Origin of the sequence: Streptomyces sp. NPDC086023 (genome assembly GCF_044540325.1) — a bacterium.
In the GTDB taxonomy this organism is placed as follows: domain Bacteria; phylum Actinomycetota; class Actinomycetes; order Streptomycetales; family Streptomycetaceae; genus Streptomyces.
The window spans coordinates 1-20748 of sequence record NZ_JBITRX010000017.1 but is presented as its reverse complement, the minus strand read 5'-3'; the positions used below and the strand labels follow the sequence as shown (position 1 = coordinate 20748).

The 20748-nt window shown below is 71.5% G+C and carries 17 protein-coding genes; 13 read left to right on the top strand and 4 right to left on the bottom strand.

The genetic code is table 11. The features are described 5' to 3' along the window. Nucleotides 1-208 precede the first annotated feature (208 nt). The 4 genes from eccB (at nucleotide 209) to ACIF6F_RS28310 (ending at nucleotide 3936) form a co-directional block, all read left to right on the top strand. On the top strand, nucleotides 209-1777 hold the full coding sequence (gene eccB, locus ACIF6F_RS28325) for a type VII secretion protein EccB (RefSeq protein ID WP_399952664.1): 1569 nt from the start codon (nucleotides 209-211) through the stop codon (nucleotides 1775-1777). Between the two features lie 13 nt (nucleotides 1778-1790). Then, a complete protein-coding gene (mycP, locus tag ACIF6F_RS28320) occupies nucleotides 1791-3110 on the top strand; it encodes a type VII secretion-associated serine protease mycosin (RefSeq protein ID WP_399953048.1) in 1320 nt (439 codons plus the stop codon). A 141-nt stretch (nucleotides 3111-3251) separates the two neighbouring features. Next, entirely contained in the window at nucleotides 3252-3590 is a 339-nt protein-coding gene (locus ACIF6F_RS28315; RefSeq protein WP_399952660.1) for a WXG100 family type VII secretion target, read from the top strand. A 55-nt stretch (nucleotides 3591-3645) separates the two neighbouring features. Next, nucleotides 3646-3936 carry a WXG100 family type VII secretion target gene (locus ACIF6F_RS28310; RefSeq protein ID WP_399952657.1) on the top strand — a complete coding sequence of 97 codons (291 nt, stop codon included), beginning with the start codon at nucleotides 3646-3648 and terminating at the stop codon, nucleotides 3934-3936. Between the two features lie 92 nt (nucleotides 3937-4028). Here ACIF6F_RS28310 and ACIF6F_RS28305 read toward each other — a convergent pair whose 3' ends face one another. After that, the gene (locus ACIF6F_RS28305) at nucleotides 4029-4268 is read right to left on the bottom strand and encodes a DUF397 domain-containing protein (protein WP_399952654.1); all 240 of its coding nucleotides are present in this window, start codon (nucleotides 4266-4268) and stop codon (nucleotides 4029-4031) included. Nucleotides 4269-4397: 129 nt separating this feature from the next. After that, complete coding sequence (gene eccCa / locus ACIF6F_RS28300; RefSeq protein ID WP_399952651.1) at nucleotides 4398-8351, bottom strand: type VII secretion protein EccCa; 3954 nt, start codon at nucleotides 8349-8351, stop codon at nucleotides 4398-4400. Between the two features lie 191 nt (nucleotides 8352-8542). On the opposite strand from eccCa, the gene eccD reads away from it, so the two are divergent. The 6 genes from eccD to ACIF6F_RS28270 all read left to right on the top strand — a co-directional run bounded on the left by eccD (nucleotide 8543) and on the right by ACIF6F_RS28270 (nucleotide 15693). Beyond that, on the top strand, nucleotides 8543-10021 hold the full coding sequence (eccD, locus tag ACIF6F_RS28295; protein ID WP_399952647.1) for a type VII secretion integral membrane protein EccD: 1479 nt from the start codon (nucleotides 8543-8545) through the stop codon (nucleotides 10019-10021). Nucleotides 10022-10190: 169 nt separating this feature from the next. Continuing rightward, nucleotides 10191-10478 (top strand): 30S ribosomal protein S15, encoded by a 288-nt coding sequence (gene rpsO / locus ACIF6F_RS28290; protein WP_360628148.1) that lies wholly within the window; start codon nucleotides 10191-10193, stop codon nucleotides 10476-10478. 283 nt (nucleotides 10479-10761) lie between these two features. Then, nucleotides 10762-13029 carry a polyribonucleotide nucleotidyltransferase gene (locus ACIF6F_RS28285; protein WP_399953045.1) on the top strand — a complete coding sequence of 756 codons (2268 nt, stop codon included), beginning with the start codon at nucleotides 10762-10764 and terminating at the stop codon, nucleotides 13027-13029. Continuing rightward, nucleotides 13026-14405: a M16 family metallopeptidase gene (locus ACIF6F_RS28280; RefSeq protein ID WP_399952642.1), complete on the top strand. Its 1380-nt coding sequence runs from the start codon at nucleotides 13026-13028 to the stop codon at nucleotides 14403-14405. Before ACIF6F_RS28285 ends, ACIF6F_RS28280 begins: the two co-directional genes overlap by 4 nt. A gap of 78 nt (nucleotides 14406-14483) precedes the next feature. Beyond that, nucleotides 14484-15233, top strand: coding sequence for a 4-hydroxy-tetrahydrodipicolinate reductase (dapB, locus tag ACIF6F_RS28275; protein ID WP_399952639.1), 750 nt, complete (start codon nucleotides 14484-14486; stop codon nucleotides 15231-15233). 7 nt (nucleotides 15234-15240) lie between these two features. After that, nucleotides 15241-15693 carry a hypothetical protein gene (locus tag ACIF6F_RS28270; protein WP_399952636.1) on the top strand — a complete coding sequence of 151 codons (453 nt, stop codon included), beginning with the start codon at nucleotides 15241-15243 and terminating at the stop codon, nucleotides 15691-15693. Between the two features lie 35 nt (nucleotides 15694-15728). Here the strand turns inward: ACIF6F_RS28270 and ACIF6F_RS28265 are convergent, their stop codons facing one another. Further along, on the bottom strand, nucleotides 15729-16292 hold the full coding sequence (locus tag ACIF6F_RS28265) for a hypothetical protein (protein WP_399952633.1): 564 nt from the start codon (nucleotides 16290-16292) through the stop codon (nucleotides 15729-15731). 95 nt (nucleotides 16293-16387) lie between these two features. Next, the gene (locus ACIF6F_RS28260) at nucleotides 16388-16624 is read right to left on the bottom strand and encodes a hypothetical protein (RefSeq protein ID WP_399952630.1); all 237 of its coding nucleotides are present in this window, start codon (nucleotides 16622-16624) and stop codon (nucleotides 16388-16390) included. A gap of 194 nt (nucleotides 16625-16818) precedes the next feature. On the opposite strand from ACIF6F_RS28260, the gene thyX reads away from it, so the two are divergent. From thyX to ACIF6F_RS28245, 3 genes are all read left to right on the top strand, one after another. Then, nucleotides 16819-17577 carry an FAD-dependent thymidylate synthase gene (gene thyX, locus ACIF6F_RS28255; protein ID WP_399952627.1) on the top strand — a complete coding sequence of 253 codons (759 nt, stop codon included), beginning with the start codon at nucleotides 16819-16821 and terminating at the stop codon, nucleotides 17575-17577. Nucleotides 17578-17779: 202 nt separating this feature from the next. Further along, nucleotides 17780-18679, top strand: coding sequence for a 4-hydroxy-tetrahydrodipicolinate synthase (gene dapA, locus ACIF6F_RS28250; RefSeq protein ID WP_399952624.1), 900 nt, complete (start codon nucleotides 17780-17782; stop codon nucleotides 18677-18679). A gap of 107 nt (nucleotides 18680-18786) precedes the next feature. Continuing rightward, complete coding sequence (locus tag ACIF6F_RS28245) at nucleotides 18787-20472, top strand: ribonuclease J (RefSeq protein WP_399952621.1); 1686 nt, start codon at nucleotides 18787-18789, stop codon at nucleotides 20470-20472. The last annotated feature ends 276 nt before the right edge of the window (nucleotides 20473-20748 follow it).

Below are 20748 nucleotides of genomic sequence, written 5' to 3'. Positions count from 1 at the left end.
AGAGCCGCGCACTCCGGAATCACCCAATCCGCCCCAATGAAACCTGACCGCCCCGGTACGGAAGGGACGGGGCGGCGGCCTCACCCTACCCGCCACCCGGGCGCCGTCGATCAACAGGCATAGTAGGGGGCCGGTCCGGCAGTCCAGGCCCGGGGAGCGTTCCCGCCGAGCGGGCCGTGCCGGGAGAAGCGGGGAGAAGCGAGCGGTCATGGCATCACGGCGGGACGAGCTCAACGCGTACACCTTTGCGAAGAGGCGGACGGTGGCCGCGTTCCTCCAGCCCTCGGCCACCGGGACCGAGGAGGGCGCCCCGCGCCCGCTGCGCGCGATCGTGCCGGGCATGGTCGTCGGCGCGCTGGTGCTCGCCGGGTTCGGCGCCTGGGGCATGTTCAAGCCCAACGCGCCCAAGGGCTGGGACACCCCGGGCACCAGGGTCATAGTCGGCAAGGACTCCACCACCCGGTACGTGGTGCTCACCACCGGCAGCGGCAAGCACCGGAAGACCCTGCTGCACCCGGTGCTCAACCTCGCCTCCGCACGCCTGCTGCTGACGCCCCAGCAGTTCGAGGTCATCCAGGTCAGCGACGAGATCCTCGACGCCAGCAAGCCGCCCCGCGGGCCGATCCTCGGCATCCCGTACGCCCCCGACCGGCTGCCCACCGCCAAGGACGCGGGCACGGCCAAGCGCTGGGCGGTCTGCCAGCAGCCCGGCGGCAACGGCCACGGCACGCAGACCGCCGCCTTCGTCCTCGCCGACCGCGAGGCGGGCCTCACCGAGGGGCCCCGGCGGCTGACCGGTGGGCAGGTCCTCTACGTGCAGGGGCCCGACAAGGTCCGCCACCTGGTGGACGCGGCCGGCACCCGGTACGCCATAGGCGGTCCGAAGGAGGACCGCGAGACCCTCACGCGCGCCCTGGTCGGCGACGGCCGCCCCCAGCAGGTCACCGCCGAGTGGCTGGACACCCTGCGCTCCGGCACGCCCGTCGAGTTCCCGGCCCTGCCCGGCCGACCGGGCGAGGACGCGAAGGTCCCCGGCCTCGCCACCGCCGACAACCGCGTCGGCATGGTGCTCCGCGCCCAGACCGGCTCGGGCCCGCAGCACTACGTGGTGCTGCCCGGCAAGGTGTCGCCGGTCTCGGAGTTCACCGCCTGGCTGCTCATCAACTCCCCGGCCACCGACCGCCTCGACATGGCGGGCCGGGCCCGCGACGTCGACCTCCAGTCCATCGACCCGGGCCGCTCCGCCTTCGCCGGCGACGCCCGCTGGCCGCAGCGCAAGGCCGAGCAGGTCAACCGTACGAAGGCCGCCGCGGGTTCGGACACCTCCCGCTCCGAGCTGCGCGACACCGTGTGCAACGTGCTGCGCGAGGTCGACTCCAAGGGCCGGCCCACCCTCAGCACCTGGGCGGGCACCGGCTTCCCGGTGGACATCACCGCCACCGGCACCAGCACGTACGTCACGCCCGGCACCGGCCTGCTGTACACGCAGGTCCGGGGCACCCAGTCGCGTCCCGACGGCTCGCTGTTCCTGCTCACCGACACCGGACTGCGGTACGCGATGCAGGCGAACGGCGACAGCGACGCGGACCTCTCGGAGATCGGCGCGGGCGAGAACAAGGGCAAGGACGAGGAAGGCCGCCCGGAGCCCAGCCAGGCGCAGATCCGGCTGGGTTACGAGAAGGTCGTGCCGGTCCTGGTGCCCATGGCCTGGTCGGAGTTCCTCTCGAAGGGCCCGCGCCTGGACACCAACAGCGCGCGCCAGCCGCAGGGTTCGTAGGGAGGCCGACGTGATCCGTACGACCTCCCGGCGCGCCGCGTCGGCGGCGGCCGCCCTCGCGCTCACCGCGGCACCGGCCGTCCTCACCACGGCACCGGCCGCGCAGGCCGCCGTACCGGCCGCGCCCGCGGCCGTACCGAAGTCCGCACCCGCCGCACCCGCCCCCTCCGGGACCCCGGCCACCGGGCCCGTCGCCACCCCCCGCCCCGCCCTCGACGGGGCCGGCGAGTGCAGCTTCCCGATGAAGAAGCAGATCGCCGGCCGCCCCTGGGCCCTCCAGCGCGTCCTGCTCGACGAACTCTGGCAGGACACCAGGGGCAAGGGCGTCCGCGTCGCCGTCATCGACACCGGCGTCGACCGGGTCAACCCCCAGCTCCGCGACGCCCTCGACACGGCCGCCGGCCGGGACTTCCTCGACAAGGGCAAGGACGGCACGGACGACGAGGTGGGCCACGGCACCAAGGTCGCCGGACTGATCGCCGCCCGCCCCCGCGAGGGCACCGGCTTCGTCGGCCTGGCCCCCGAGGCCACCATCATCCCGATCCGGCAGAACGACGACCGGAACAGCGGGAACGCGGCCACCATGGCCGAGGCCATCGACCACGCCGTCGCCCAGGGCGCCCGGATCATCAACATCTCCCAGGACACCGACAAGCCGCTGCCGCCCGCCTCCGAGCTCGCGCAGGCCGTGAAGCGGGCCGTCGACAAGAACGTCCTGATCGTCGCCTCGGCGGGCAACGACGGGCTGGACGGCGACCAGAAGAAGACCTACCCGGCCGCCTTCGACGGCGTGCTGGCCGTCGCCGCCTCCGACCGCAACAACGAGCGGGCCGCCTTCTCCCAGTCCGGCGCCTTCGTCGGCGTGGCCGCACCCGGCGTCGACATCGTCTCCACCGTCCCCGGCAACGGCCAGTGCGTCGACAACGGCACCAGCTTCAGCGCCCCCTACGTCGCCGGCGTCGCCGCCCTCCTCATGGCCAAGCACCCCACCTGGACCCCGCGCCAGGTCATCGCGCAGATCGAGCAGACCGCGGAGCGCTCCGTGAACGGCCACGACAACTTCGTCGGCTGGGGCGTCGTCGACCCCGTACGCGCCCTCACCGAGGACCAGGTGCCCAAGGAGGCACCCACCCCCGACCCGGGCCCGCCCCCGGCCGTCGCCCCCGACGCCGCGCACCTCTCCACGGCCGAGACCGCGCAGGAGCGCGACGAGCGCTACGCCACCTACGCCCTGGGCATCGGTGCGGTGCTGATCGCCGTGATCGCGGGCAGCGCGACGGTCCTGCGCGACCTGCGCCGCAAGCGTCACCGGAGCACCGTCACCGGCACCTGAACTCCCCTGCGCTGCTTTGCAGACGGGGAACCGCAGCCCCCGTCACGGGCGTCTGGGGTGTTTGTTGGGCCTGTCGTATGAAGTGGCTAAAGTGGCAGGCGACTTCACAAGTGTGATGACGGGAGAGCACGGACCATGGCGATGAACCTCGCAGTCGACGACGTCAAGAAGCAAAAGCTTGCCGACGAGATCTTCAGCTACCACACGGAGCTCTCGACCCGGATCGGCCGGCTCAACGACGTCGTCGACCGGATCCAGGCGGGGTGGCAGGGCGCCGCGAGCCAGGAGTACGACTCCCTCCAGCGGGGTGTGAACGAGCACCTCAACAAGATCAAGGCCAAGCTCATCGAGCTTGAGGACGCCATGCGGATGAGCGTCAAGGGCTTCACGGCCGAGGAGCAGCAGCGCATCGCGGACATCCGCAGGGTGAACGCGGACCAGGGAGCGGGCGGCGGCCGCAGCGCCATCCTCGACATGTGATCCGTGCCGCAGATCCGCAGCCGCCACCACCGCATTCCAACGGGAGAAGACCGACATGTCCTTCGCAGTCAACTACGACACCGTCTCCACCGCCGCCGGTGACGTCCGCACCACCAGCCACAAGCTGACGGAGGAGCTGGACGCCCTCATGGCCCAGGTCCGCACCGTCGCCGAGTCCTGGGAGGGTGAGGCGAAGACCTCGTACCTGGAGATCCAGCAGGTCGTCTCGACCGAGATGGCGGGCATGAACGCCAAGCTCGGCAACATCGCCAACCTGCTCGACAGCTCCCTCGTGGGCTACCAGGACACCGACAAGGGCAACGCGGCCCGCTTCCGCATGATCTGACCCGCGCCGGGCCCCGGGCCCCGCACACACGAGAGGGGCACGCGCACCGGGCGCGTGCCCCTCTCGTGTGCCCGGACGGCCCGGGCCGCGGCTCACGGCCGCCTCAGGTCGAACTCCCCATCGCGGGCCCCGAGTACGAACGCGCGCCACTCGGCCTCCGTGTACCGCAGCACGGTCTCCGGGTCGAGCGAGGACCGCATCGCCACGGCCCCGCCCGGCAGGTGCGCGATCTCGACCCGCTCCTCGTGCTCCTCCGTCCCGGGCGCGCTGAGCCACTCCACCCCCGAGATGTCCAGGGCGTACAGCTCGTCCTTCTCACGTGCGTCGGCCATCGGCGCGGTTCCCTTCGGCGGAGCGGGTAGTACGAACAGCCTCGTCCGGCATCGTACTTCCGCCCCGCCGGCCGCGTCAGCGGTACGCGATCAGCCGCCCCCGGCACCCGGGGGCGCGGCCCGCGCGGATCACCGGTCCGGCAGCCAGCCAAGCTGCACCAGCGAGTTGCCGCGCTTGCGGGAGATGAAGGTGCCCCGGCCGGGAGGCAGCGGGCGGGCCCGCACACCGCCGAGGATGTCGCCCTCGTTCCGGTCGCCGGACAGGACCACACCCTGCGCGCCCAGCTCCTTCACCCGCTGGATGAACGGCTCGTACGCCGCCCGCGAGGCGCCCGCGGAGCTCCGCGCGACGATGAAGCGGATGCCCACGTCCCGCGCGAACGGCAGGTGCTCCACCAGCCCGGCCATCGGGTTCCCGGTGCCGGACGAGACCAGTTCGTAGTCGTCCACGACCACGAACAGCTGCGGGCCCGACCACCAGCTGCGGTCGCGCAGCTGCTGCGGCGTGATGTCGGCCTTCGGCGCCCGCTTGGCCATCACCGTGGCCACGGCCTCCATGTGCATCTGCATGGACGACGCCATCGGGGCGTACTCCAGCAGGTGCCCCTCCGGCACCGCCTCCAGCAGCGTCCGCCGGTAGTCTCCCACCACGATCCGCGCCTGGTCCGGCGTGTAGCGCTCGGCGATCTGCTTCGCGATCAGCCGCAGCAGCGCCGTCTTGCCCGACTCGCTCTCACCGAACACCAGGAAGAACGGATCGGTCTCGAAGTCGACGAACACCGGCTCCAGGTCCGTCTCGTCGATGCCGATCGCGATGCCGTGCTGCGGGAACTCGAAGCCCTTCGGCAGCCGGTCCGCCGGCAGCTTGCGCGGCAGCAGCCGCACCGCGGGCGCCGCCGGACCGGCCCAGGAGGTCCGTACCGACTCCACGAACGCGGCCGTCGCCTCCGGCAGCGAGTCCGCGCCGGTCCGCCCGTCGGTCCGCGGCAGCGCCGCCATGAAGTGCAGCTTCTCCGGCACCTGGCCCCGGCCCGGCGCACCCTGGGGCACGTTCGCCGCGACCTTGCGGTCGAACTCCGAGTCCATGACGTCGCCGAGGCGCAGCTCCAGCCGGCCCAGGATCTGGTCCTTCAGCGCCGCCCGCACCTCCATGTAGCGGGACGCCGTCAGCACCACGTGGATGCCGTAGCCCAGACCGCGCGCCGCGATGTCCGCGACCACCGGCTCCAGGTGCTCGTAGTCGTTGCGGAACGCCCCCCAGCCGTCGACCAGCAGGAACACGTCGCCGAACACCTCGCCCGGCAGCTCACCCGCCGCCCGGCGGCGCCGGTAGGTCGCCATCGAGTCGACCGCGTTGGCCCGGAAGAACTCCTCCCGCCGGTTCAGCACGCCGGCCACCTCGGCGACCGTACGCCGCACCCGCTCCGGGTCCAGGCGCGAGGCCACCCCGCCCACGTGCGGCAGGTCCTGCACCGCCGCGAGGCCGCCACCGCCGAAGTCCAGCCCGTAGAACTGCACCTCGCGCGGCGTGTGCGTGACCGCGAAGGCCGACACCAGCGTCCGCAGCAGCGTCGACTTGCCCGACTGCGGGCCGCCCACCACCAGCAGGTGGCCGGCCGCCCCCGAGAAGTCCCGGTACAGCACCTCGCGCCGCTGTTCGAACGGCTTGTCGATCAGACCCAGCGGTACGACCAGACCACCCGGCCGCGTGTACCCCTCCGCGTGCAGCCCCCGCTCCGCCGAGCCCGCCAGCGCCGGCAGCAGCTGGTCCAGCGGCGGCGCGTCGTCCAGCGGCGGCAGCCACACCTGGTGGGCCGGCACGCCCTGCCCCTCCAGCCGCGCCACGATCACGTCCAGCACGGTGTCCGCCAGCGCGTCGTCCTCCCGCCGGGAGGCCGCCGCCAGGTACGCCGGGTCCGGCGCCGCGTACACCACCGGCACCGGAGCGGCCGTGAACACCGCGGGCCGCCGCTCCACCGGGAACTGCCCGACCGACAGCTCCCGGCCGCCCGAGCGGTACGTACCCGACACGTACGCCGCCTTGAAGCGCGTCATCTCGTCCGTGCCGAACTTCAGATAGCCGGAACCCGGCACCGACGGCAGGTGGTACGCGTCCGGCACGCCGATCGCCGTCCGGGACTCCGCCGCGGAGAACGTCCGCAGACCGATCCGGTACGACAGGTACGTGTCCAGACCGCGCAGCTTGCCCTCCTCCAGGCGCTGCGAGGCCAGCAGCAGGTGCACGCCCAGCGACCGGCCGATCCGGCCGATCTGGATGAACATGTCGATGAAGTCGGGCTTCGCCGTCAGCAGCTCGCTGAACTCGTCGATGACCAGGACCAGCGAGGCCAGCGGCTCCAGCGGGGCACCCGCGGCGCGCGCCTTCTCGTAGTCGTGGATGTTCGCGTAGTTGCCCGCCGAACGCAGCAGCTCCTGGCGCCGCTGGAGCTCGCCGCGGATCGAGTCGCCCATCCGGTCGACCAGCGTCAGGTCGTCCGCCAGGTTCGTGATGACCGCCGCCACGTGCGGCATCTGCGACATCCCGGTGAACGTCGCACCGCCCTTGAAGTCCGCCAGGACGAAGTTCAGCGTCTCCGAGGTGTGCGTCACCGCCAGGCCCAGCACCAGCGTCCGCAGCAGCTCCGACTTGCCGGAACCCGTCGCACCCACGCACAGGCCGTGCGGTCCCATGCCCTCCTGGGCCGCCTCCTTGAGGTCCAGCATCACCGGCGCGCCGTCCTCGCCGACGCCGATCGGCACGCGCAGCCGTTCACCCGCCGACCGCGGCCGCCACGTGCGGGCCACGTCGATCGACGCGGCGTCGCCCAGGTTCAGCAGATCGGTGAAGTCCAGGTTCGCCAACAGCGGCTCGTCCTCGTCGCCACCGCCCGTGCGCAGCGGCGCCAGCTGCCGCGCCAGCGCCTCCGCCGCAGGCAGCGACAGGACGTCCGGCACGCCCTCGTACGCGACACCCGCACCCGACTCCAGCCGCAGCCGGCCCGGCCGCACCTGTACGGACAGCCCGCCCCGCAACTCGTCCAGCTCGCCCGGCACCACCTCGACGATGGTCACGCCCTGCAGCCCCTCGGCCGCCGCGAACACCGAGTCCGGCGGCACCGTCGCGCCGTCCAGCACCACCACCACGTGCGGCTGGTCCAGCACCGGCTGCACGTCCCTGCTGAACCGCGGCCGGCCGTCCAGCCGCGAGGCCAGCAGCCCCTCCAACTCCGTGACGTCGTCCCCGAACAGCCGCTTCGTGCCCGCACCGTCCACCTGACCCGGCACCTGCGTGTGCGGCAGCCACTTCACCCAGTCCCACGCCGGCACCGCACCCGGAGCCGCCACCACGGCCACCATCAGGTCCTCGGGGGAGTGCAGCGTCACCAGCTGGGCCACCAGCGAACGCGCCGTACCCCGCACCGACTCCGGCTCCCCGGACACCGTCACGTGGTAGAACGCCCGCATCGACACCGCCACCGGCAGGCCGTCCAGGTACGCGTGCACCGCCAGGAACCGCTGCATCGCGCCCGCGGTCAGCGGCTCCAGCTCGTCGACCGGCGCCGTCTCCGGCGCCACCAGCGGAGTGGCCAGCCGCTGCGCGCCCAGCCCCAGCCGGGCCTGCCCGAAGTCCCCGTCGCCCACCCGGCGTTCCCACACCCGCGAGCCCTCGGCCACCACCGACCACAGCTGCTCCGGCGCCGGGTGCAGGTACAGCTGCGCGTCGCGCTGCGCCCGCGCCGTACGCCGCACCTGCCGGCGCGTCTGCGCCAGGTACTTGAGGTAGTCCCGGCGCACGTCCGCCATTTGCCCCTGCGCACCGCGCCGGTGGCGGACGATCTGGGCCACCACCATCGCGCCCGTGGACACCAGCATCAGGACGCCCATGATGCGCATGAAGGGGTGCGCGTTCGGCATGAAGAAGAACACCACCGACGAGCCCATGCCCAGCATCGGCAGGAGCTGCATCAGCATGCCTTCCTGCTGCCCGCGCGGGAGTTCCGGTGGAGCCTCCAGCCTCAGCTCGTCCGACGGGACCTCGGGCGGCAGGGACCGCGGCGGGCGTTTGACGACGATCTGGCTCACCGGAGCATCAATCCCTTGAAAACGGACGGGACGTCATCCGGCGCCCCCATGGCCCTCCTTGCGCGCGGGCTCCAGGGGGATCCCGCCGCAGCCGGTGATCCTACTTGCCGACCGTCCGACCACCGCCCGGTAGGGTGGCGCCGCGCACCACCGGCGCAGCGTGCGCAACCGCGAATCAGGGGGTCAACCAGGTGAGTACGGCCGCATCGACCGGTTTCTGCAGGGTCACCGTCGTGGCTCCGGACAGCCGCATCGACGTAGCGCTCCCCGAGGACATCGCCGTCGCCGACGTCTACCCGGAGCTCCTCCGGCTGACCGGCCAGACCCAGCCCGCCGGCTCACCGGCCGGCTACCACCTGGTCCGCCGCGACGGCACCGTCCTCGACGGCGCCCGCACCCTCGCCGCCCAGCAGGTGCTCGACGGCGAGCTGCTCAGCCTGCGGCCCTTCGCCGAGTCGCTGCCCCCGGCCGTCTTCGACGACGTCTCCGACGCCGTCGCCTCCGCCGTCGTCCGCGACCGGCACCGCTGGAGCGACGACATGCTGCGCGGCGCCGGCCTCGCCGGAGCCGTCCTGCTCCTCGTCCTCCTGGGCTTCGTGCTCTGGTACGCCGACCCGGTCCGCCACGACATGCACGGCCTGCCCGGCATCGTCGCCGGCGCCGCAGGCATCCTGCTGACCGCCTGCGCCGGCGTCCGCGCCCGCGTCTACGACGACCGCGGCTCCGCCGTCGCCCTCGGCCTCGGCGCCCTGCCCCACCTGCTCATCGCCGGGTCCGGGATCATCGCCCCCGCCGCGGGCGACGGCCCCGGCCGCCTCCAGTTCCTGCTCGGCTGCGTCTGCGTGCTGACCGCCTCGGTCGCCCTGGTCGCGCTCACCCCCAGCGGCGACGCCCCCTTCGTCGCGGCCACCTTCCTGGCCGCCACCGGCACCCTCGCCACCTTCGCGGCCATCCTCACCGAGGCCTCCGCCACCGCCACCGCCGCCGTCTGCGCCCCGGTCGCCATCGGCCTGGTGGCCTTCCTGCCCGGCCTGTCCGCCCGCTTCGCCCGGCTCCCCATCGGGTACGCCGCCCCGCGCAGCGCCGCCGACGCCTACGACGCGCCCGACGCCGACGACCGCGCCGACCGCGCCGACACCACCCCGGTCGACGCCGAGCGCATCGCCGCCCAGGCCCGCCGCGGCCACGAGATGCTGCTGGGCCTCGTCGCGGGCTCCGCCGCCGTTGTCGTCGGCTCCGCCGCCGTCCTCGGCTTCTCCGACAACACCTGGGGCAAGCTCCTCGCCCTGGCCGCCGGCCTCGCGATGCTCCTGCGCGCCCGCCTCTTCCGCTACACCTCCCAGGTCGCCTGCGCCCTGGCGGCCGGCCTCGCCGCAGTCGCCCTGCTGATCCTCGGCATGGCCCTGAACCCCCCGTACGACCTGCTCCGCGAGCTGGTCCAGTACGGCGACCGGGGCCCCCTGGACCTCCGCACCATCTGGCTCTCCGCCTGCGTCGCCGCCGGCGCGGCCCTGCTCACCGGAATTTCACTGGTCATCCCCCGCAAGGGTCTGTCACCCTTCTGGGGGCGCCTGCTCGACCTCACCGAGGCGGCGGTGCTGCTCAGCCTGGTGCCGCTCTGCCTGGCCGTCCTGGACGTGTACTCCCGGGCCCGCTCGCTCACCAGCTGAGACCGTCCGGGCGCACGCCTGGTACGCTGTGTGACGGCCGTCTGTGTACGCGTTCCCGGTTTTCCGGGAGCAGCGCCCGGCGGACCCCGCCTCCCGAGTCACGGAAGCTCCCCAGAGATGTAGACCTGGGGCACTCGGCGGCAATCTCAGACACCACAGAGGAGTGCACGTGTCGCTCGACACCGCCACGAAGAAGCAGATCATCGCCGAGTTCGGTACCAAGGAGGGCGACACCGGCTCCCCCGAGGTCCAGGTCGCGATGCTCTCGCGCCGCATCTCGGACCTCACCGAGCACCTGAAGGCCCACAAGCACGACCACCACTCCCGCCGTGGTCTGCTCATCCTGGTCGGCCAGCGCCGCCGCCTGCTGCAGTACCTGGCCAAGAAGGACATCCAGCGCTTCCGTACGCTGGTCGACCGTCTCGGCATCCGCCGCGGTGCGGCCGGCGCCAAGTAAGACGCTGTGAAGGGAGCGGTTCCCACTCTTAGGGGACCGCTCCCTTTGCTGTACGTGCGGGACGTACCGGACGCTTTGTAGTCTGGTCGCAACACGGACAACTGAAGAGGAGGAGCGCCCTCCACACGCACGCCGGTCCTCGGTAGTGGCATCCGGAGAGCCCGCGGGGCCCCGCACCGGGTGCTTCGATCGAAGACCGGCCCGCACCCAGGAGCGCTTCTCCAAAACCGTCCCCCGCCACACGGGTGGAGGACGGAGACGACGAAAAATGGAGAAAACGCTAGTGGAGAACGAGACCCACTACGCCGAGGCCGTCATCGACAACGGCTCCTTCGGCACCCGCACCATCCGCTTCGAGACGGGCCGCCTGGCCCGCCAGGCCGCCGGCTCCGCCGTGGCGTACCTGGACGACGACACGATGGTCCTCTCCGCGACCACCGCGTCGAAGAAGCCCAAGGACCAGCTCGACTTCTTCCCCCTGACGGTGGACGTCGAGGAGCGCATGTACGCCGCGGGCAAGATCCCCGGCTCCTTCTTCCGCCGTGAGGGCCGCCCCTCCGAGGACGCCGTCCTCACCTGCCGCCTGATCGACCGCCCGCTGCGCCCGTCCTTCAAGAAGGGCCTGCGCAACGAGATCCAGGTCGTCGCCACGGTCATGGCGCTCAACCCGGACCACCTGTACGACGTCGTCGCGATCAACGCCGCGTCCGCGTCCACCCAGCTGGCCGGCCTGCCCTTCTCCGGCCCCATCGGCGGCGTGCGCGTCGCGCTGATCAAGGGCCAGTGGGTCGCCTTCCCGACGCACACCGAGCTCGAGGACGCCGTCTTCGACATGGTCGTCGCGGGCCGCACCCTGGAGGACGGCGACGTCGCGATCATGATGGTCGAGGCCGAGGCCACCGAGAAGACCATCCAGCTCGTCAAGGGCGGCGCCGAGGCGCCGACCGAGGAGGTCGTCGCCGCGGGCCTCGAGGCCGCGAAGCCGTTCATCAAGGTCCTCTGCAAGGCCCAGGCCGACCTGGCCGCCAAGGCCGCCAAGCCCACCGGCGAGTTCCCGGTCTTCCTGGACTACCAGGACGACGTGTACGAGGCGCTGGCCGCCGCGGTCAAGGGCGAGCTCGCCCAGGCGCTGACCATCGCGGGCAAGCAGGAGCGCGAGGCCGAGCTCGACCGCGTCAAGGAGCTCGCCGCCGAGAAGCTCCTCCCGGCCTTCGAGGGCCGCGAGAAGGAGATCTCCGCCGCCTACCGCAGCCTGACCAAGGCCCTGGTCCGCGAGCGCGTCATCAAGGACAAGGTCCGCATCGACGGCCGCGGGATCACGGACATCCGTACCCTCGCCGCCGAGGTCGAGGCCATCCCGCGCGTGCACGGCTCGGCGCTGTTCGAGCGTGGCGAGACCCAGATCCTGGGCGTCACCACCCTCAACATGCTCCGCATGGAGCAGCAGCTGGACACCCTCTCCCCGGTGACCCGCAAGCGCTACATGCACAACTACAACTTCCCGCCGTACTCCGTCGGCGAGACCGGCCGCGTCGGCTCCCCGAAGCGTCGCGAGATCGGCCACGGCGCGCTCGCCGAGCGCGCCATCGTGCCGGTCCTCCCGACCCGCGAGGAGTTCCCCTACGCGATCCGCCAGGTGTCCGAGGCCCTCGGCTCCAACGGCTCCACCTCCATGGGCTCCGTCTGCGCCTCCACCATGTCGCTGCTGAACGCCGGTGTGCCCCTCAAGGCCCCCGTCGCCGGCATCGCCATGGGCCTGATCTCCCAGGAGATCGACGGCCAGACGCACTACGTCGCCCTCACCGACATCCTCGGTGCGGAGGACGCCTTCGGCGACATGGACTTCAAGGTCGCCGGCACCAAGGAGTTCGTCACCGCCCTCCAGCTGGACACCAAGCTGGACGGCATCCCGGCCTCCGTCCTGGCCGCGGCCCTCAAGCAGGCCCGCGACGCCCGCCTCCACATCCTCGACGTGATGATGGAAGCGATCGACACGCCGGACGCGATGTCCCCGTTCGCCCCGCGGATCATCACCGTCAAGATCCCGGTGGACAAGATCGGTGAGGTCATCGGCCCCAAGGGCAAGATGATCAACCAGATCCAGGAGGACACCGGCGCCGAGATCACGATCGAGGACGACGGCACCATCTACATCGGTGCCTCCGACGGCCCGGCCGCCGAGGCCGCCCGCGCCACGATCAACAGCATCGCCAACCCGACCATGCCGGAGGTCGGCGAGCGCTACCTGGGTACGGTCGTCAAGACCACCACCTTCGGTGCCTTCGTCTCCCTGCTCCCGGGCAAGGACGGCCTGCTGCACATCTCGCAGATCCGCAAGCTCGCCGGTGGCAAGCGCGTGGAGAACGTCGAGGACGTGCTCGCGGTCGGCTCCAAGGTCCAGGTCGAGATCGCCGAGATCGACCAGCGCGGCAAGCTCTCCCTGATCCCCGTGATCGAGGGCGAGACCGAGTCCACCGGCGGCTCCGCCGCGGGCGCCGAGGCTGACAAGACCGCCTCCGACACCGGCTCCGCCGGGGGCTCCGACAAGTGACGTCGCGTAGTTCCCGTGTGACGGCCCGCACCTCTTCGGAGGGGCGGGCCGTCGCCCGTACCCAAACCCTGCTCAAGGGCGAGAACGGCATCGGCACCGTCCGGCGCACCACCCTCCCCGGCGGCCTGCGCGTCGTGACCGAGACGCTCCCCTCGGTCCGGTCGGCGACCTTCGGCATCTGGGCCCACGTGGGCTCGCGTGACGAGACGCCCACCCTCAACGGCGCCACCCACTACCTGGAGCACCTCCTCTTCAAGGGCACCGCCAGGCGGTCCGCCCTCGACATCTCCTCCGCCATCGACGCGGTCGGCGGCGAGATGAACGCCTTCACGGCGAAGGAGTACACCTGCTACTACGCACGGGTGCTCGACACCGACCTGCCGCTGGCGATCGACGTCGTCTGCGACATGCTCACCGGCTCGCTGATCCTCGAATCCGACGTCGACGCGGAGCGCGGCGTCATCCTCGAAGAGATCGCGATGACCGAGGACGACCCGGGCGACATGGTCCACGACCTCTTCGCCCACACCATGCTCGGCGACAGCCCGCTGGGCCGCCCCGTCCTCGGCACGGTCGACACGATCAACGCGCTCGGCCGCGACCAGATCGCCCGCTTCTACAAGAAGCACTACGACCCCACCCACCTGGTCGTCGCCGCCGCGGGCAACGTCGACCACGCCAAGGTCGTACGCCAGGTCCGCGCCGCCTTCGAGAAGGCCGGCGCCCTCACCCGCACCGACGCCGAGCCCATCGGCCCGCGCGCCGGCGAGCGCCGCATCCGCACCGCCGGCAAGGTCGAGCTGCTCGGCCGCCGCACCGAGCAGGCCCACGTGGTCCTCGGCATGCCGGGCCTGGCCCGCACCGACGAGCGCCGCTGGGCCCTGGGCGTGCTGAACACCGCCCTCGGCGGCGGCATGTCCTCCCGCCTCTTCCAGGAAGTCCGGGAGAAGCGCGGCCTGGCCTACAGCGTGTACTCGTACACGTCCGGCTTCGCCGACTGCGGCCTCTTCGGCGTGTACGCGGGCTGCCGCCCCAACCAGGTGCACGACGTGCTGCGGATCTGCCGCGACGAGCTCGACAAGGTCGCCTCCGAGGGGCTCACGGACGAGGAGATCGGCCGCGCCATCGGTCAGCTCTCCGGCTCCACCGTCCTCGGCCTGGAGGACACCGGCGCCCTGATGAACCGGATCGGCAAGAGCGAGCTCTGCTGGGGGACCCAGATGTCGGTCGACGACATGCTCACCAGCATCGCCGCCGTCACCCCGGACGACGTCCGCGCGGTGGCCCGGGACGTCCTCGCCCAGCGCCCCTCGCTCTCGGTCATCGGCCCGCTCAAGGAGAAGCAGGCCGCCCGGCTGGACGAAGCGGTCGCGTAAGCACCGCGGGGGAGACCTCCCCCGCAGCACCTCCCGCAGAAATCCCCTCGCACTCCGTACCTCGTAGAAGGAAGAGCAATGAGCAAGCTGCGCGTGGCGGTCCTCGGTGCCAAGGGCCGGATCGGCTCCGAGGCCGTACGGGCGGTCGAGGCCGCCGAGGACATGGAACTGGTCGCGGCGCTCGGCCGCGGCGACGGTCTGGACACGCTGGCCGAGACCGGCGCCCAGGTCGTCGTCGAGCTGACCACCCCCGCCTCGGTGATGGAGAACCTCGACTACTGCGTCCGCCACGGCATCCACGCCGTCGTCGGCACCACCGGGTGGAACGAGGACCGCCTCGCGCAGCTGAACACCTGGCTCGCCGCCTCCCCGGAGACCGGAGTGCTCATCGCGCCGAACTTCTCCATCGGCGCCGTCCTCACCATGAAGTTCGCCGCCCAGGCCGCCCGTTACTTCGAATCGGTCGAGGTCGTCGAGCTGCACCACCCCAACAAGGTCGACGCCCCCTCCGGCACGGCCACCCGCACCGCCCAGCTGATCGCCGCGGCCCGCGCCGAGGCCGGCTGCGCCCCGCAGCCCGACGCCACCGCCACGGCGCTCGACGGCGCCCGCGGGGCGGACGTCGACGGCGTCCCGGTGCACGCGGTCCGCCTGCGGGGCCTGCTGGCCCACCAGGAGGTACTGCTCGGCGGCGAGGGCGAGACCCTGACCATCCGTCACGACTCCCTGCACCACAGCAGCTTCATGCCGGGCATCCTGCTCGGCGCGCGCCGCGTGGTGGACACCCCGGGCCTCACCTTCGGCCTGGAAAACTTCCTCGACCTCTAGGCCCACCATGCGCGCGAAGATCACGTACTTCATCACGGCCGCCGTCCTGGTCGTCTACTTCGTCCTGGCCGGCAGCCGCGGCCTGATGCTGATCCGGCAGGGCACCGCCCTCACTGTCGCCTTCGGTGTGGCCGTGCTGATCCTGCCGGTCATCGGCATCTGGTTCCTGTGGAAGAACACCCAGTTCGTCAGCCGGGCCAACGGCCTCGCGGCCGAGCTTGAGGCCGAGGGCGGCCTGCCGGTCGACGAGCTGGCCCGTGACCAGTACGGCCGGATCCTGCGCGATTCGGCCGACGAGGTCTTCGCGCGCCGCAAGGCCGAGACCGAGGACGCCCCGGACGACTGGCGCAGCTGGTTCCGCCTCGCCGTCGCCTACCACGACGCCCGGGACACCCCCCGGGCGCGCAAGGCGATGCAGCGGGCCATCGCGCTGCACGACGGAAAGCCCGTACGCGCCTGAGGCGCGTACGGGCTTCCGGGGGTTCCTCGGGGCCGTTACGCCGCCCCGGCCGGCCGGTACTCGGCCGCCCACGCCTCCACGGCGTCGGCGGCCCGGTCGAAGGCCTCGGTACGGGACAGGAAGTCGGCGTTGTGGTCGGTCAGCAGCACCGGCAGTTCACCGCCGGAACGCGTCGCGGCCGTCAGGGCCTGGCCCTGCACGGTACGCGGCAGACCCAGCCAGCGGACCGGCTGCTGCACCGTGCGCACCTCGCCCAGGTCCTGCCAGGCGACCGTACGGGTGCCGAGGAACGACACCCGGCGCAGTCCGGCGCGGCTCACCCAGACGCCTGCGCGCAGCAGCCGCAGCGCGGAGCCGATCACCAGCGAGGCGGCACCCAGGCAGATCAGCGCGCCGACGGCCTCGCCGACGAAGGCGACCGTCATGGTCGCGAGCAGCATGAACGAGCCGACGAGCAGCAGCACCGCTCCGAAGGCCACGCGCCAGGGGCCGGGCCGGTAGGGCCGCCGCCAGCGGTCGTGGTCCTCGTGGGGCAGCGGCAGTTGGGTGTCTTCGTGCGCGTCGAATGCGCTGTCCGCCGTCAGGAAGGGCAGGGGCACGGCTGGTCCTCACTCACATGCACATTCGGTTGGGCTGTGCCGGTGAGGCTATCCAGCCCGTGGTCGGCCTTCCACCCCAGGGGGTCCGGATGGTGTCAGCGCCCCTCGGAGGCCGCGGACTGCGGCGCCGCGCCGGGCTTCCGGGGCTGCAGCGCCGGCATGCCGAAGAGCAGGGAGCCGACGAGTCCGGCCACCACCGTGAGCCCGACCAGACTACGGGCGGCGATCTGAGTCCTGCTCAGACTCTCGCGCGGCGGGGGAGTGACGTTACTGCGGAAACGGTCGGCCTCGGCGACGAAGGCGAACGGGACGGACTCGCGCCGGCGGAACATGGGGGCGCCTCCTCAAGGCTGGGACCCTCCGGGTCACGGGGGCGGACGGTGTGTGGTGCTGTCGTGATGTCAGACGCACGGCGGGCCGGATGGGTGCCCTGTTTCGGCGAATTCGCCGAAGTTCGTGCCCCTGGGCCGGCTGTGCGGTGTTGTCGGCGCGGCGCCGTAGAGTGGGCGCCGCCCGTGCGATGCGAATGGAAGGACCCCCGCCGGTGAGCGAGACCCCCGAAGCCGACCCGAAGCCCAGCTTCCGCAGCGAAGTCACCGTGGAGCTGGTCAAGCACGCCGCGACCGACTCCGACGTGCTGTGGGCCGCCCGTGTGTCGACGGCCGGTGAGCAGTCCCTGGACGAGCTCCAGAAGGACCCCGAGCGCTCCAAGGGGCTCATCAACTACCTCATGCGGGACCGCCACGGCAGCCCCTTCGAGCACAACTCGATGACCTTCTTCATCAGCGCCCCGATCTTCGTGTTCCGCGAGTTCATGCGGCACCGGGTCGGCTGGTCGTACAACGAGGAATCCGGCCGCTACAGGGAGCTCCAGCCGGTCTTCTACGTCCCGGACGAGTCCCGCAAGCTGGTCCAGGAGGGCCGCCCGGGCAAGTACGTCTTCGTCGAGGGCACCCAGGCGCAGCACGAGCTGACCGGCCGCGTCATGGAGGACTCGTACCGCCAGGCGTACGAGTCGTACCAGGAGATGCTGCGCGCCGGCGTCGCCCGCGAGGTGGCCCGCTCGGTGCTCCCGGTGGGCCTGTACTCCTCGATGTACGCCACCTGCAACGCCCGCTCGCTCATGCACTTCCTCGGCCTGCGGACCCAGCACGAGCTGGCCGCGGTGCCGTCCTTCCCGCAGCGGGAGATCGAGATGGTCGGCGAGAAGATGGAGGAGCACTGGGCCAGGCTCATGCCCCTCACGTACGCCGCGTTCAACAAGAACGGACGCGTGGCGCCCTAGCGCACTGATGTTCGGAAACTCCGCCGAAGTGTCCGTATTGCGACGTTTCGTGAAGTTCATCTAGGCTGATCAAACGGACCCGGCACTGCTTGAACCCCCGAGCAGGCAGTGCCGGGCTCCAAACACCCCCGGCCAAGGCCGGTAGGTTCACACGTCCCCCCAAGGGGACACCGCGGGCAGAGCAGCGAGTAGCGTGTTACCCATGGCTCCGATCTCCACTCCGCAGACCCCCTTCGGCCGGGTCCTCACCGCCATGGTCACGCCCTTCACGGCTGACGGCGCGCTTGACCTCGACGGCGCCCAGCGCCTCGCCACCCACCTCGTGGACGCCGGCAACGACGGCCTGATCATCAACGGCACCACCGGCGAGTCGCCCACCACCACCGACGCGGAGAAAAAGGACCTCGTACGAGCCGTACTGGAGGCCGTCGGAGACCGGGCCCACGTCGTGGCCGGAATCGGAACCAACGACACCCACCACAGCATCGAGCTGGCCCGCGAGGCCGCCGCGACCGGCGCCCACGGCCTGCTCGCCGTCACGCCGTACTACAACAAGCCCCCGCAGGAGGGCCTGGTCCGGCACTTCACGGCCATCGCCGACGCCACCGAGCTGCCCGTCATGCTCTACGACATCCCCGGCCGCAGCGGCGTCCCCATCAACACCGAGACCCTCGTCCGCCTGGCCGAGCACCCGCGCATCGTCGCCAACAAGGACGCCAAGGGCGACCTCGGCCGCGCCAGCTGGGCGATCGCCCGCAGCGGCCTCGCCTGGTACTCCGGCGACGACATGCTCAACCTCCCGCTGCTCTCCGTCGGCGCCGTCGGCTTCGTCTCGGTCGTCGGCCACGTCGTGGCCCCCGACCTGCGCGCCATGCTCGACGCCCACACCAGCGGCGACGTGCAGAAGGCCACGGAGATCCACCAGAAGCTGCTCCCGGTCTTCACCGGCATGTTCCGCACGCAGGGCGTCATGACCACCAAGGCCGCGCTCGCCCTCCAGGGCCTGCCCGGCGGCCCCCTCCGGCTGCCGATGATCGGGCTCACGGACGAGGAGACCGCACAGCTCAAGCTCGACCTCGCCGCCGGCGGGGTAGAGCTCTGACCACGGACTTCACAACTGAATAACCACAAACACACACAGCAAGTGCACGAATGTCATGCGCGCCACGTGCCTCAGGGGTACGTGGCGCGCGTGGTGAGGAGAGACTTTTGAGCCATCCGCATCCGGAACTCGGCCCCCCGCCGAAGCTGCCCAAGGGCGGCCTGCGCGTCACCCCGCTCGGTGGCCTCGGCGAGATCGGCCGGAACATGACCGTCTTCGAGTTCGACGGCCGTCTGCTGATCGTCGACTGCGGCGTCCTCTTCCCCGAGGAGGAGCAGCCCGGCATCGACCTGATCCTGCCGGACTTCACGTCCATCCGGGACCGCCTCGACGACATCGAGGGCATCGTCCTCACGCACGGCCACGAGGACCACATCGGCGCCGTCCCCTACCTCCTCCGGGAGAAGGCGGACATCCCGCTGATCGGCTCCAAGCTGACGCTCGCCCTCATCGAGGCGAAGCTCCAGGAGCACCGCATCCGTCCGTACACCCTTGAGGTGAAGGAGGGCGACCGGGAGAACCTCGGCCCCTTCGACTGCGAGTTCATCGCGGTGAACCACTCCATCCCGGACGCCCTCGCGGTGGCCATCCGCACGCCCGCGGGCCTGGTCGTCGCCACCGGCGACTTCAAGATGGACCAGCTCCCGATGGACAACCGGCTGACCGACCTGCACGCGTTCGCGCGCCTGAGCGAGGAGGGCATCGACCTCCTCCTCTCGGACTCCACGAACGCCGAGGTCCCGGGCTTCGTCCCGCCCGAGCGCGACATCTCCAACGTCATCCGCGGAGTCTTCGCGGGCGCCCAGAAGCGGATCATCGTCGCTTCGTTCGCCAGCCACGTCCACCGGATCCAGCAGGTCCTGGACGCCGCCCACGAGTACGGCCGCCGGGTCGCCTTCGTCGGCCGCTCCATGGTCCGGAACATGGGCATCGCCCGTGACCTGGGCTACCTGCGGGTCCCGGCCGGCCTCGTCGTCGACGTGAAGACCCTCGACGACCTGCCCGACCACGAGGTCGTACTGGTCTGCACCGGCTCCCAGGGCGAACCGATGGCCGCCCTCTCCCGGATGGCCAACCGCGACCACCAGATCCGGATCGTCCAGGGCGACACCGTGATCCTGGCCTCGTCCCTGATCCCGGGCAACGAGAACGCGGTCTACCGCGTGATCAACGGCCTGACCCGCTGGGGCGCCAACGTCGTCCACAAGGGCAACGCCAAGGTCCACGTCTCGGGCCACGCCTCGGCCGGCGAGCTGCTGTACTTCTACAACATCTGCAAGCCGCGCAACCTGATGCCGGTCCACGGAGAGTGGCGCCACCTGCGCGCCAACGCCGAGCTCGGCGCGATGACGGGTGTCCCGAAGGACCACATCGTCATCGCCGAGGACGGCGTGGTCGTCGACCTGATCGACGGCCGGGCCCGGATCACCGGCAAGGTCCAGGCCGGCTACGTGTACGTCGACGGCCTCTCGGTCGGCGACGTCACGGAGTCCTCGCTGAAGGACCGCCGCATCCTCGGCGACGAGGGCATCATCTCGGTCTTCGTCGTGGTGGACAGCACCACCGGCAAGGTCGTGGGCGGCCCGAACATCCACGCCCGCGGCTCCGGCATCGAGGACTCGGCCTTCGCGGCCGTCGTCCCGAAGATCGAGGAGGCGATCGCCAGGCAGGCCGCCGACGGCGTCGTCGAGCCCCACCAGCTGCAGCAGCTCATCCGCCGCACGCTGGGCAAATGGGTCTCCGACGGCTACCGCCGCCGCCCGATGATCCTCCCGGTCGTGGTCGAGGTCTGACGCCCTCGTACCCCTCCGCACCGGAGCGGGGCAACCGGATTTGCATCCGGGGGCCCCGCTCCAGTACGTTTACGGCCTCACCCCAGAAAGACCCGGGCACACACCTGTGCCCGAACCGCTCTGCTGGGGGTGGGAATTCAGACCGGGGAAACCTGCTAGAGTCTGAAACCGCCGAAAGGGAAAAGCGACGGAAACGCCGCTGGAACCGGAAAGCGCCGAGGAAATCGGGTCGGAAAGATCTGATAGAGTCGGAAACGAAGGAAGCGCCCGGAGGGC

Excerpts from the sequence above, each read along its gene's own strand:
- ACIF6F_RS28260 (WP_399952630.1), bottom strand. The coding sequence starts at position 16,624 with ATGTTCCGCCGGCGCGAGTCCGTCCCGTTCGCCTTCGTCGCCGAGGCC.
- ACIF6F_RS28310 (WP_399952657.1), top strand. The coding sequence starts at position 3,646 with ATGTCCTTCGCAGTCAACTACGACACCGTCTCCACCGCCGCCGGTGAC.
- thyX (WP_399952627.1), top strand. The coding sequence starts at position 16,819 with ATGGAAGGACCCCCGCCGGTGAGCGAGACCCCCGAAGCCGACCCGAAG.
- ACIF6F_RS28270 (WP_399952636.1), top strand. The coding sequence starts at position 15,241 with ATGCGCGCGAAGATCACGTACTTCATCACGGCCGCCGTCCTGGTCGTC.
- ACIF6F_RS28305 (WP_399952654.1), bottom strand. The coding sequence starts at position 4,268 with ATGGCCGACGCACGTGAGAAGGACGAGCTGTACGCCCTGGACATCTCG.
- dapA (WP_399952624.1), top strand. The coding sequence starts at position 17,780 with ATGGCTCCGATCTCCACTCCGCAGACCCCCTTCGGCCGGGTCCTCACC.
- eccB (WP_399952664.1), top strand. The coding sequence starts at position 209 with ATGGCATCACGGCGGGACGAGCTCAACGCGTACACCTTTGCGAAGAGG.
- ACIF6F_RS28315 (WP_399952660.1), top strand. The coding sequence starts at position 3,252 with ATGAACCTCGCAGTCGACGACGTCAAGAAGCAAAAGCTTGCCGACGAG.
- dapB (WP_399952639.1), top strand. The coding sequence starts at position 14,484 with ATGAGCAAGCTGCGCGTGGCGGTCCTCGGTGCCAAGGGCCGGATCGGC.